General features: G+C 55.5%; 11 protein-coding genes and 1 riboswitch. Of the genes, 2 read left to right on the forward strand and 9 right to left on the reverse strand.

The window, feature by feature from the left end:
* Positions 1-6: 6 nt before the first annotated feature.
* A complete protein-coding gene (cbiB, locus tag IP581_RS14415) occupies positions 7-963 on the reverse strand; it encodes an adenosylcobinamide-phosphate synthase CbiB (protein ID WP_193820688.1) in 957 nt (318 codons plus the stop codon).
* Positions 960-2,339 carry a cobyrinate a,c-diamide synthase gene (locus IP581_RS14420; RefSeq protein WP_193820689.1) on the reverse strand — a complete coding sequence of 460 codons (1,380 nt, stop codon included), beginning with the start codon at positions 2,337-2,339 and terminating at the stop codon, positions 960-962. The genes cbiB and IP581_RS14420 overlap by 4 nt, the downstream gene beginning before the upstream one ends.
* 99 nt (positions 2,340-2,438) lie before the next feature.
* Positions 2,439-2,620, reverse strand: a riboswitch (cobalamin riboswitch).
* A gap of 455 nt (positions 2,621-3,075) precedes the next feature.
* Between IP581_RS14420 and IP581_RS14425 the strand changes: the two genes are divergently transcribed.
* Positions 3,076-3,936: an L-threonine kinase gene (locus IP581_RS14425; protein ID WP_193820690.1), complete on the forward strand. Its 861-nt coding sequence runs from the start codon at positions 3,076-3,078 to the stop codon at positions 3,934-3,936.
* A gap of 31 nt (positions 3,937-3,967) precedes the next feature.
* On the opposite strand, the gene IP581_RS14430 is transcribed toward IP581_RS14425, so the two are convergent.
* From IP581_RS14430 to dacD, 4 genes are all read right to left on the reverse strand, one after another.
* Positions 3,968-4,303, reverse strand: coding sequence for a DUF496 family protein (locus IP581_RS14430; RefSeq protein WP_193820691.1), 336 nt, complete (start codon positions 4,301-4,303; stop codon positions 3,968-3,970).
* Between the two features lie 166 nt (positions 4,304-4,469).
* Positions 4,470-5,528 (reverse strand): FUSC family protein, encoded by a 1,059-nt coding sequence (locus IP581_RS14435; protein WP_097399477.1) that lies wholly within the window; start codon positions 5,526-5,528, stop codon positions 4,470-4,472.
* Between the two features lie 125 nt (positions 5,529-5,653).
* Positions 5,654-6,127 (reverse strand): DNA gyrase inhibitor SbmC, encoded by a 474-nt coding sequence (sbmC, locus tag IP581_RS14440; protein ID WP_097399476.1) that lies wholly within the window; start codon positions 6,125-6,127, stop codon positions 5,654-5,656.
* A 121-nt stretch (positions 6,128-6,248) separates the two neighbouring features.
* Positions 6,249-7,409, reverse strand: coding sequence for a serine-type D-Ala-D-Ala carboxypeptidase DacD (gene dacD / locus IP581_RS14445; protein WP_193820692.1), 1,161 nt, complete (start codon positions 7,407-7,409; stop codon positions 6,249-6,251).
* A gap of 210 nt (positions 7,410-7,619) precedes the next feature.
* Between dacD and sbcB the strand changes: the two genes are divergently transcribed.
* The gene (gene sbcB, locus IP581_RS14450; protein ID WP_193820693.1) at positions 7,620-9,044 is read left to right on the forward strand and encodes an exodeoxyribonuclease I; all 1,425 of its coding nucleotides are present in this window, start codon (positions 7,620-7,622) and stop codon (positions 9,042-9,044) included.
* Between the two features lie 32 nt (positions 9,045-9,076).
* On the opposite strand, the gene tsuB is transcribed toward sbcB, so the two are convergent.
* The 3 genes from tsuB to IP581_RS14465 all read right to left on the reverse strand — a co-directional run bounded on the left by tsuB (position 9,077) and on the right by IP581_RS14465 (position 11,904).
* Positions 9,077-9,304, reverse strand: a complete 228-nt coding sequence (tsuB, locus tag IP581_RS14455; protein WP_020454267.1) for a thiosulfate utilization sulfurtransferase TsuB/YeeD — start codon at positions 9,302-9,304, stop codon at positions 9,077-9,079.
* A gap of 15 nt (positions 9,305-9,319) precedes the next feature.
* Positions 9,320-10,375 carry a thiosulfate utilization transporter TsuA/YeeE gene (gene tsuA / locus IP581_RS14460; RefSeq protein ID WP_193820694.1) on the reverse strand — a complete coding sequence of 352 codons (1,056 nt, stop codon included), beginning with the start codon at positions 10,373-10,375 and terminating at the stop codon, positions 9,320-9,322.
* Between the two features lie 167 nt (positions 10,376-10,542).
* On the reverse strand, positions 10,543-11,904 hold the full coding sequence (locus IP581_RS14465; RefSeq protein WP_020454269.1) for an APC family permease: 1,362 nt from the start codon (positions 11,902-11,904) through the stop codon (positions 10,543-10,545).
* Positions 11,905-12,104 lie beyond the last annotated feature (200 nt).

Here is a 12,104-nt window from a genome sequence, read left to right on the forward strand (position 1 = left end):
CCATCCTCAGGCTCCCATCCACACAAAACGCACCAGCGCAAACAACGCCAGCGCCAGCGTCGAAGCCAGCCACATCATCTGAATGGCTCGCCCAATGTCATTAACCTCAATGGCGCGCGTATCATCGCCAATCCACGGTTTGTCGACGCGTTCGCCGAAGTAGTCGTTTGGCCCGCCAAGGCGCACGCCGAGCGCACCGGCCACCGTACCTTCCGGCCAGGCACAGTTCGGGCTGCTGTGATTCTTCCGGTCACGAAAACCGATACGCAGCGCGGCGCAGGCATCCTGGCGGCAACACCAGGCGGCGATGCTCAGCAACAGCCAGCTCAGGCGTGCCGGGATAAAATTGGCGACATCATCGAGCCGGGCACTGACCATGCCGATGGCGCGGTACTTTTCATGTTTGTAACCGACCATTGAATCCAGCGTGTTGACTGCCTTGTAGGCCATCGCCAGTGGCGCACCGCCGAGCAGCAAAAAGAACAGCGGCGCAATTACCCCATCGACGGTGTTCTCGGCGACCGTTTCCACCACCGCGCGGGTAATTTGCGGCGGCTGCAACTGGCGGGTATCGCGCCCGACAATCCATGAGAGTTTTTCGCGGCTTTGAGCCAGCAGCCCTTCGCGCAGCGGCTTTTCAACTTCCCGCGCCATATCCGCCAGACAGCGGGTGGCAAGCGTGGTGAAGATCATCCACACCTCGATGCACCAGCCGAACCACGGGTGAATGGCGTTCGCCAGCGCCAGTACACCCCATGCCAGGCTCCAGCTCACCCCGACCACCACCAGCCACATCACGCCGCCGCCAGTGCGCAGCGCGTTATCGCTATGGCAATAACGCCGCACGATGTTTTGCAGTAAGTTAATCAGTGCGCCGATCCAGCGCACCGGATGCGGCCAGTGCGGCGGGTCGCCCAGCAATCGATCGAGTAAAAAAGCCACAGCCCAGGCAAGCAGTGTCATGGCGCGCTCCTTGCGGCGGCAAACCAGTGGTTGAGCATTTGCGGGTGCTGGCCAAAGTGCAGATGCAGGTAACTGGCAAACGTGTTGCCAACCTGCCAGCCGCCCTGCCAGCGTTTGCGCACTTCTCCATCGCGGGTTTTATGGCAGTCCAGCACCGCCGCCGTTTGCGCGGTGAAATCCGAGTAGTGAAATTCATGACCGCGCAAGGTTTCACCCGCTGCCGCCAGTAAGGTCTGTTGCGTCGCGCGGGCTTCGCAGTAGCCAAAGCGGGTCAGTTTGCTGCCCATCACGCTAAGACCGGGGATCACATTCGTCATCGGCCACTCCTCGCCGCCCGCGTCACGCAGCGCGGTGCCGAGATACATCAGCCCGCCGCACTCGGCATAGATCGCCACGCCGCGCCGATGCGCCGCGCGAATAGCCTCCAGCATTGGGGTATTTTCTGATAACGCCCGCGCATGCAGCTCCGGGTAACCGCCACCCAGCCACAGCATCTGGCAATCCGGCAACTGGCGATCCCGCAGCGGGCTAAAGCGCACAATGCGCACGCCCGCACGCGCCAGTAAGTCGAGGTTATCGGGATAGTAAAAGTTAAAGGCTTCATCAAAAGCGACTGCCAGCGTCAGCCCTGTGCCTGCAACCGCATCCGGCAATGGCGGCATTTGCCCTGCGGGCAGGGTGGTGAGCTGGCTGAGTGTGAGCAGTTGGTCAATATCAAGGGTTTGCTCCAGACGCCTGGCAAAATCATGCCATGACGACGCTTCCACCATCGATTCACGCGCGGTCACCAGGCCGAGGTGGCGCTCCGGTAGCGCAACACCTGGCGTGGTCGGGACATAACCCATCACCGGGAGCGCGCAATAGCGTTCAATGGCGTGTTTGAGTAGCTGAAAATGGCTGTCGCTGTTGACGCGGTTGACGATAACGCCGGCAATCGGCAGTTGCGGATCAAAATGCTGAAACCCCATCACCGTAGCGGCAATGGAGGTCGACACCGCTTTGCCATCAACGAGCAAAATCACCGGGATGCCAAGCTGTTTTGCCAGCGCGGCGCTGCTGCAATAATCGGGGTCGGTGCCGTAGCCGTCGTACAAGCCCATCACGCCTTCAATCACGGCGACATCGCAGGCAGCAACATGCTGGCTAAAGAGCGCGTTTAGCGTGGGTTCCGGCAGCATAAAGCTATCGAGATTGCGGGACGCAACGCCAGAAACGGCGCTGTGCCAGGCGGTGTCGAGGTAATCAGGTCCGACTTTGAACGGCTGAACACGTAAGCCACGGCGTTTAAAAACAGTGAGCAGCCCCAGCGTGACGGTGGTTTTCCCACAACTGCTGCCGGTTCCGGCAAGGAGAAAGGCGCTGCGCCTGTTTGACATTACTGACACCCCATTACGGGCGGAAAGCTGAAGTCAGGCGCGCGTTTGCCCGGTCTTGCGACCGTACGCTACTGAGCAACCCACTTCCCACCGAAGTTGTTGATAATGGCCCATCAGGTCGGTCTTCTGGCTTAGCGTCATCCTCACCCGTCCTTCCCGATCTGGCGATCAGTGGCGTTTTCGGGGTTGTCAGCATCACAGCAGCGGGGGCTGCGGGGGATTTTCACCCCCTTCCCAGCCGCGCAAAAAGCGGCGGCAAAACCTGTTGGCTTAGTGCGTCACGGCGCGAAAACAGGGTTCGCGTTCTCATGACATTTCCCCAAAGCGCACTGAATAGCTGCAGGGAAATAAAACTGAAGCAGTTTATCGTCGCGTAAACGCGAGTTTGTTGCGCTATGACAATGTATTGCGCACCCGTTTTTATCAACACCTGATTTATTCAGCTTTCGCCAACCGATCTTCAGCGCCGGAATTTACTCAACGCTACATGCGTAATTTGCACGCCTACCCGGACGGTAAACGACATACCGGAGGAGCCATGTGATAGTGCTGACGAAAAACGTTGTGCGGTAGTGAGCCTGCGAAAATCCTTAACTGGTGACGGTAAAAGCCATCGGCGAATAGCATTAACAAAGCATGCTTCGTGCCCGGGTAGCTCCAGGCCAGAGTGGCGGTAATGCTGGCATTCGAGAGGATGAAGTGACACTATCCGGTTTTATTTTCAGGGAGAAGCACCGTGGCGCAGGCAGCCTGTCCCGCATCCTGCGGCGAAATCATTCAGGGCTGGATCCTCGGCGGCGAAAAGCTGGTCTCCTGCCCGGTGGCGTGGTACAGCCACGTGGAAGTCACCACCGGTACGCCGCTTGCTAACGAACGTCCGCTCACCCGCGCGATGCTCAGGCAACTGCTGGCGCACTGGCAACTTCCCGCATCACTATCATCGACCCTGCGTATCGACTGCCGCTCGACGATTCCGGTAGCGAAAGGTATGGCCAGCAGCACCGCCGATATCGCGGCGACAGCCGTGGCAGCGGCCCGGCATCTTAATCAAAGGCTTGATGAAGAGACGCTGGCGAAACTTTGCGTGGCGCTGGAGCCGACCGACAGTACGCTGTTTTCAGGCCTGACACTGTTTGACCACAACACGGCCGCAGCGCGCATTCCCTGCGGCGCGCTTCCGCATACCGAGATCCTGCTGCTGGAAAGCCCGCTGACACTGACGACCGCAGATTATCACCGGATGGTGCGCCAGCAGGTGCTGCTGAAAAATGCAGGTATCCTGGATAACGCGTGGCAAATGTTACAGCGCGCCTGTGCGCAAAATGATGCCGCGCTGCTCGGCGAAGCCGCAACGCTCAGCGCGATAGCCAGCCAGTCATTGTTGCCGAAACCCGCATTCACTACTCTGCTCAATCTGGTGGAGCGGTTCGATTTATACGGTCTGAACGTGGCGCACAGTGGAAGCGTGGTGGGGTTGTTTCTTGATTCGGCACGTCATGATGTGGAAGCGGTTTGTCGGGTGTTAGAGAAGAGAACGCTGGCGGCGCACTGGCCGAAAAATTATTTGTTGAAGATGGTGGAAGGTGGCGTGAAATAAGGGTGAGAGGCGAACCTCTCACCGCGAGGCATTATTCGTTTTTCCCTTCAACCGGCTTCAGTTCGCCCATGGTTTTCAGCTTTTTGGAGATGTCACGACGCTCTTTCGACAGCTCGGCGTTTTTGATGATGTAATCATCCACACGATCTTCGTAGTCGGTTTTCATGCTGGCGATAATGCCCTGAATGGCTTCAACACTCATGCCCGGTTTGATGTAATCGCTGAGGTTATCCAGCAGCAGTACGCGCTTCTGGTTATCACGGATCTTCTTCTCAACGTCCTGAATTTCACGCTGTAACTTGTTTTTGCGGCGGAACAGACGCACAAACTCCAGAACGTCCTGGAACGAAGGCTTGGTTGTTTCCATTTTTACACCCCTGATAATGTGAGATTCGGATTCGTTAACGCAACAAGCTTAGAGGCAAACCTACCCAAAGCGGTTGCATATGACAATAATTTTTCCTTTTACCTATCATAACCACAAATTCAGCTGAATCGAAACAACCAGACTGCGTACCGCGGCTATCTGTCGCTTATTTGCGCAATGCCCGGCAGATCAAATGCGATAACAATTCCAGCTGACGCGCCAGCTCCAGGCTTAACCAGACATAACCATGAATCGACGTTTCTGCCAGCGCATCACCCTCATGCTCGCGGCTTAACTGGCGTAGCTCTGTGACAATCTCATTGAGCTTTTCCGTGTTTGCCAGAATCGGCTGCGGATTGCCTTCATACAGTGCGTGGGCAATGGTCAGCAACGTCTGCTGCGTCATCTGCTGCGTTTCACGCAACGTACTGGCATTGATCATGACAAAATGACTGGCGCGCGAGCTCCAGTGGGCGTTGATCTGCAACTCCAGCATGCATACCAAATTACGGCTGACGGTCTGAATAGCTTCAAAAATCGCTTTCTGGATATGGGTCTCTTTACTGGCCGGCGTGATTAAGCCGCGCATTTTTACCACGTCGGTGAGAATTTTTTGCAGGTGCTTTTCCAGACGCGGCCGCTCCACCAGATTGCGTGATAAACCCGCCTGATAGACACGGTTAAACGCCGTGACATAATTCGCCATCAAAATGCGCCAGTGCAAGAAAGCACGCTGCGGCCAGATGCCGGTGAACAACATGGCCAGTAGCGAACCAATAATGACGTCGCCGCTGCGCCACAACGCGGTTTGCATATCCCCCGTCGGCGCGCCGACCACTACGCAAAGGGTCACGCCGATAATGATCGCCTGATAGGGTTTTTTACCAAGCGCCAGCCAGCCGCATAAAAATATCGCAACGGCACACCACACCAGCATCACCGGCAAAGAAATCAGCTCCAGCCTTAACGCCACCAGCCCCAGTGCGGCCCCGAAGATAGTGCCGCCAATACGCTCAAAAGCACGCGGAACAACATTCCCCCAAAAGGAAATTGGTCCCATTAATACCACCAGCGTGATTAATGGCCAGGTGCCTTCCGGCACGTCCAGCAGGCGGATCAGCAGGAAAGTCAGAACAAAGGCCAGGGCAATGCGCACGCCGTGCACGACGCGATAATTGCGGTAAAGACGAATTTCAAAAGGGCTGAGTGATTTGTCGCGGCGCACGGCCGTTCTCCGGGTTAGAAATAAAAGAGGCGCAATTGTAGGATTTTTCAGTAGCTGATATCACCTTTTAAAACAAAAAAGAGACGCCAGTTTGATCCTGGCGTCCCTTTACGTGCGTTTACGGCTTACAGCGTTTTCGGCTCGACCGGAATATACATCTCAATCTCCCAGTAACCGTCGCGCTGTCCGTCGTTGCGATAGATTTCAAAACAAGGTCCGGTGGAAATTTGTAATGCCTGATCGGAGAGCAACTCATCGAAAAAGCGATCCCAGCTGGCACCAAACTCTTCGTTATAAACCCGCGCCGCCGCAACCGCATACTGGCCAGCTGGCACTTCGGTGGTCATCACCCCTTCGCTGTTAGGCGGTACCTGAAATGCCTCCCCCACGGTCACCGCCACATCCGCCCGCAATTTTTCCGCTGGCACTTCATCCGGGTTGTCGTAATAGACGCAAATCCACTCCAGCGGCTGAATTTTCTTGTTATCAACCCACATCGACAGCTGCGCAAATCCCTGTTTAACTTTCTCTTCCCACGGCCCGACCAGATGAAACCCGGCGATACGGCGTTTTTCACACTGCTTGACTGTGTAGCTCATACTAACTCCCTTAGTGTTACTGTTCGAACATACAGTATAACGGGCAGACCTGCGCCTGCCATCTGCAACAGCTCAATTATGCGAGCAAACTCGCATGCCTTCCTGCCGACGCTTGACGGTGTCAGCTTTTGTGGTGGAGGTAATCGCTCAGGCGCGAGAACAAGCCGCCTTTACCGACGCTATCCAGCGTGACCAACGGCCAGTGTGCGATCGCTTTATCGCGGTCATAAAGCTGGATTTCCCCCACGCGCTGATGCGCTGCCAGCGGTGCATCCAGCTCTTTGCTGTCCAGCACATATTTGGCTTTTATGTTTTGCAGTTCCGCTTTCGGCAGCACCAGCCAGTAATCCTGATCGGTGCCGACATCAACCTGCGCTTTATCGCCGTACCACACCCGTTCGCTGCCGACTTTTTTACCGTTACGCAAAATTTCTACCGTATCGAAATTCTGCTGCCCCCAGAGCAGCAGTTTACGCGCCTGGTCTTCACGCCCTTTCGGGCTGTCTGCGCCCATTACCACCGCAATCAGGCGACGTTCTCCGTCCACGCTTGAGGCGATCAGGTTAAAGCCCGCGCCAGAAGTGTGGCCGGTTTTCAGCCCGTCAACGTTCAGCGTCTTATCCCACAGCAAACCGTTACGGTTTTGCTGGGTAATGCCGTTCCACGTCAGGCTTTTTTCACTGTACATATGGTAGAAATCCGGTTCGCCATGAATGATGGCGCGGGAGAGCACCGCCAGATCATACGCAGAGCTGTGCTGACCCGGCGCATCCAGCCCGTGCACAGTTTCAAAATGGGTATCGCGCAGATTCAGCTTCTGGACGTAATCATTCATCATGGCGACAAACTGCGGCTGACCGCCCGCCACATGATCCGCCAGCGCCACGCAGGCATCGTTACCGGAATCAACAATCAAACCACGGCTTAAGTCGCGAACCGTCAGGCGATCGCCCGGTTTGAGAAACATCAGTGAAGAACCATCGAACACCGGGTTCCCTTTTGCCCAGGCGTCTTTTCCGACAGTGACAACATCATCAGCGCTGATGCGGTGGCTATCGATGGCGCGATCAACAACGTAGCCGGTCATCAGTTTGGTCAGGCTCGCCGGGTTACGTTGCTGATGTTCATTGCCCGCCGTTAAGATTTGCCCGGTGGTGTAGTCCATCAATACCCAGGAGCCCGCCTGAATTGCCGGGGGTTGAGGGGCAAAAGGTAAGTCGTCGGCGTAAGCGTTGTGCACGCAAACCGCCAGCAAAGAAGCAACAAACAAACGGCGTTTCAATGAAATATCCTCTATAGCATCTAAAATCGTCGTTCTTTGTACGGAACTTCGTGTGTCGTTACCTGTTTTAATTGCAATAAAATGTGACACAGATCGGTTTTAACCATCTGTTTTTGCGAAGATCTGCGGAAGAATGACCGGTTTTCCTTCGGCACACGCGCCGGGATGGTTTACCATAGAGGGCATATTTATTGACAGGATGAGCATCTGGTGTCTGATTCCGCCGCAACGCCCACTTTTCTCTTTCACGATTATGAAACTTTCGGTACCAGCTCGGCGCTGGATCGCCCGGCGCAGTTCGCCGCGATTCGCACCGACGCGGATTTCAACATTATTGGCGAACCGGAAGTCTTTTATTGCCAACCGGCTGACGACTATCTGCCGCAGCCGGAAGCGGTGCTGATAACCGGCATCACCCCGCAAATCGCACGCGCCAAAGGCGAGAACGAAGCGGCGTTCGCCAAACGCATTCACGATTTGTTCACTGTGCCGAACACCTGCGTGCTCGGTTACAACAATGTGCGTTTTGACGACGAAGTGACGCGCAATATTTTCTACCGCAACTTCTACGATCCTTATGCCTGGAGCTGGCAAAACCATAACTCACGCTGGGATCTGCTGGACGTTATGCGCGCCTGCTACGCTCTGCGCCCGGACGGGATTAACTGGCCGGAAAACGAGGATGGTCTGCCCAGTTTCCGTCTTGAGCACCTGACAAAAGCCAACGGCATTGAACATGCCAACGCCCACGATGCAATGGCGGATGTTTACGCCACAATCGCCATGGCGCAACTGGTGAAAGCAAAGCAGCCGAAGTTGTTCGACTACCTGTTCAGCCATCGCCATAAGCAGAAGCTGGCGACGCTGATTGATGTGCCGCAAATGAAACCGCTGGTGCATGTCTCCGGGATGTTTGGCGCCTGGCGCGGGAACACCAGTTGGGTGGCACCTCTGGCCTGGCACCCGGAAAACCGCAACGCGGTGATTATGGTGGACCTGGCAGGCGACATGTCGCCGCTGCTGGAACTGGACACCAATGCGCTGCGCGAAAGGCTGTATACACCGAAAGCGGAACTCGGCGACAACGCAGCGGTGCCGGTCAAACTGGTACATCTGAATAAATGCCCTGTTCTGGCGCAGGCCAATACGCTGCGTCCGCAGGACGCCGAGCGGCTGGGCATTAACCTTCAGCATTACCATGATAATTTGCAAATCCTGCGCGATAACCCGCATGTGCGCGAGAAAGTGCTGGCAATTTTCGCCGAGGCGGAACCGTTTGTCCCTTCCGATAACGTGGACGCACAAATCTATAACGGCTTTTTCAGCGATGCTGACCGCGCCGCGATGAAAATTTTGCTGGAAACCGAGCCGCGCAACCTGCCCGCGCTGGACATCACTTTTGCCGATGCGCGTATTGAAAAACTGCTGTTTAACTACCGGGCGCGGAACTTCCCCGGCACGCTGGATGAGCAGGAACAGCAGCGCTGGCTGACGCACCGCCGCAATGTCTTTACGCCGGAGTTTCTGCAACAGTACGCCGAAACACTCCAGGCGTTGTTCCAGCAGTATGAAGGGGACAGTGAAAAGCAGGCGCTGTTGAAAGCGCTGTGGCAGTACGCCGAAGAGATAGTCTGAGAGTGCCCTCCCGGTAACGGGAGGGCATCGGCTTACGCCTTCTGCACGGTAATACTCCAGGCGGCGTCGCCAACCTGTTGGTAATCCGTAATGGTGTGGCCCTCTTCCGCCGCCCATTGCGGAATAGCTTCCGTCGCTTGGGTGCAGTCGAACTCAATAATCAGTTCATCGCCGCGGGCCATTTCCGCCAGCGCCGCTTTCGCTTCTATCAGAGGAAACGGGCAAACCTGTGTTACCACATCCAGTTTTTTTACAGCCATAACAGCTCCTGTCAGTTAAGCCGCAGCCGCCGCCAGTTTCGCTTTGCGCTGCGGACGAACATATAAAAACCATGACGCCGTCCATACGCCTAGGATCATAAACACCAGCCCCACCCAGCCCTGCCAGGTCATCATCGCGGTCATCACCAGACCATTACCTATCGAACAGCCGCCAGCCATACTGGCTCCCACGCCCATTAACAGACCGCCAAATCCGCTACGCAGCGTGGTTTGTGCATCCGCCGCGCGTACGCGAAACTCACGGCTGGCTTTCGCGGCAATAAACGACCCCAGAAAAATACCCAGCACCAGGAATACACCCCAGTTGAGGAATTTACTCTGCCCCGCCACCAGGAACTGCAAAATGTTGGCGGTGGGTGAGGTAATGCCCAGACCAAACATACGGCCAGTGGCTTCACTGAGCGGCCAGGCCAGCAGTGCGATAAGACCGATAAGTACCGCAGTGACAAAAGGGTGCCAGCGCTTTTCAAACAGCAGATGCGCAAGCCCGGTGCGACGCGGCGGCAACGAAGCAATCTTCAGCTTCGGCTTACGCAGCTCTCTGGCGACCGCCCACAGCGTGACGGCAAGGAGCAGTGCGATAAAAGGCCAGACAGAAACACCGAAGGTTTCGGCAATCGAGTTATGTTCCGTGCTGTAGGTTTTCAGCAAGCCATTAATGCCGTCGGCATGCGGGGAGCGCATCACTGCGCTCATGACCATATAGGTAAACAGCGCAATCCAGCTCCCTATCAGCCCTTCCCCCGCGCGGTACCAGGTGCCTGTCGCGCAACCACCAGCATAGACAATCCCCAGCCCGAAAATGTAACCGCCAACCACCGTACCCAGCCACGGGAAAGCGCCGGCATTGTATTGCAGCCCCCCGGTCTGAATAAGCGCGAAGACGCCAACGCTTTGGATAGCGATGGCAATCAACAGGGCATAAAACATACGGTTATTTTTGGCGAGATACATATCGCGAAAGCCGCCGGTCAGGCAGAAGCGTCCGCGCTGCATCACAAACCCCAGCAGTGCGCCGCAAATCAATCCACTTAACATCATTGAAAACATAACGGTAGCTACGTCAGAAAAAACAGATCGTGAATTTTCCACGCGCAGCATAACCAGAACCAATAATGAAATTATCTAACTTAGTTCGCCTGGTTATTAATAGGGAGGTAACCGATATAAAAAAGCCGGAGACAAGGCTCCGGCTGAGTACATATACAGCAGAAAATTTACTGCGCGATATCTTCGTACTGCGGCACTGGATTGCGGAAGCTGCGGGTTACGCAGGCCAGATAAACCAGGCCGATACCGCCCCAGATAAGGCCCAGGATCATCGAGCTTTGCTCAAGGTTAATCCACAGGGCGCCAACCGTCAGCGCGCCGCACACCGGCAGCACCAGATAGTTGAAATGATCTTTCAGCGTCTTGTTACGTTTTTCACGGATCCAGAACTGGGAAATCACCGACAGGTTAACAAAGGTGAACGCCACCAGCGCACCAAAGTTAATCAGTGCCGTAGCCGTTACCAGGTCAAAACGGATCGCCAGCAGCGCAATGGCACCGACCAGCAACACGTTCCACGCCGGAGTACGCCATTTCGGATGGATATAACCGAAGAAACGGGTCGGGAATACGCCATCGCGTCCCATCACATACATCAGACGGGAAACGCCCGCATGCGCGGCCATACCGGACGCCAGCACGGTCACGCTGGAGAAAATCAGCACGCCCCACTGGAAGGTTTTACCCGCAACATACAACATGATTTCCGGCTGAGACGCATCCGGCTCTTTAAAGCGGGAGATGTCCGGGAAATAAAGTTGCAGGAAGTAAGAGGCCCCGATAAATACCATGCCGCCGATCAGCGCAGTCAGGAAGATAGCGCGCGGGATCACACGCTCAGCATCTTTGGTCTCTTCAGAAAGAGAAGAGATACCGTCAAAGCCGAGGAACGAGAAGCACAGGATAGTCGCGCCAGTGATCATCGGCACGACATGGGCGCCTTCAGACCAGAACGGGCGGGAACTTACCAGCGTGCCAGCGCCTTCGCCGTGGGAAACACCGTAGATGATCAAACCAACGATAACGGCCACAATCCCCATTTGCAGGATAACGATCAGGGTGTTGAAGTTCGCCACGGTTTTGATACTGCGCAGGTTGGAGACCGTCATAAAGGCCACCAGCGCCACCACGAAAATCCACGACGGCACCGAAGGCACCAGCGCTTCAAAGTAAATTTTCGCCAGCAGAATATTGATCATCGGCATGAACAGATAGTCCAGCAGCGATGACCAGCCCACCATAAAGCCAACGGCCGGGGAGATAGATTTCTGCGCGTAGGTATACGCAGAGCCAGCAGACGGGAAGCGGCGTACCAGCTTACCGTAGCTCAGCGCAGTAAAGAGGATAGCGACCAACGCAAAGGCATACGCGGTTGCCACATGGCCATCGGTCAGGCCAGAGACGATACCAAACGTATCGAACAGCGTCATTGGCTGCATATAGGCCAGGCCCATCATTACAACCGGAATCAGCGTAAGCGTCTTACGTAATTCCACGCGAGAGGTTTTTGGAGTAACGTTATGCGTCATGGCGATTCTCCTGTACGGCGAGTGCCGGCGCAAAAGCAAAAAATTGCCCCATTTGTGTTATTTCCTCAGCGACAACGACTGTCGGTTTTTAAATGTGTATCTATCCGGTACGAAGCCCGGCCTCTTTTATTGAATGACGTTTGTGCTTGCAAAAAAAAATAACCGACGGATTAACGTCGGCTAGTCTCTTCATTTTTTTG

Source organism: Kosakonia pseudosacchari (assembly GCF_015167415.1).
Taxonomy (GTDB): Bacteria; Pseudomonadota; Gammaproteobacteria; order Enterobacterales; family Enterobacteriaceae; genus Kosakonia; species Kosakonia pseudosacchari.

Excerpts from the sequence above, each read along its gene's own strand:
- IP581_RS14420 (WP_193820689.1), bottom strand. The coding sequence starts at position 2,339 with ATGTCAAACAGGCGCAGCGCCTTTCTCCTTGCCGGAACCGGCAGCAGT.
- cbiB (WP_193820688.1), bottom strand. The coding sequence starts at position 963 with ATGACACTGCTTGCCTGGGCTGTGGCTTTTTTACTCGATCGATTGCTG.
- IP581_RS14430 (WP_193820691.1), bottom strand. The coding sequence starts at position 4,303 with ATGGAAACAACCAAGCCTTCGTTCCAGGACGTTCTGGAGTTTGTGCGT.
- IP581_RS14465 (WP_020454269.1), bottom strand. The coding sequence starts at position 11,904 with ATGACGCATAACGTTACTCCAAAAACCTCTCGCGTGGAATTACGTAAG.
- tsuB (WP_020454267.1), bottom strand. The coding sequence starts at position 9,304 with ATGGCTGTAAAAAAACTGGATGTGGTAACACAGGTTTGCCCGTTTCCT.
- sbmC (WP_097399476.1), bottom strand. The coding sequence starts at position 6,127 with ATGAGCTACACAGTCAAGCAGTGTGAAAAACGCCGTATCGCCGGGTTT.
- tsuA (WP_193820694.1), bottom strand. The coding sequence starts at position 10,375 with ATGTTTTCAATGATGTTAAGTGGATTGATTTGCGGCGCACTGCTGGGG.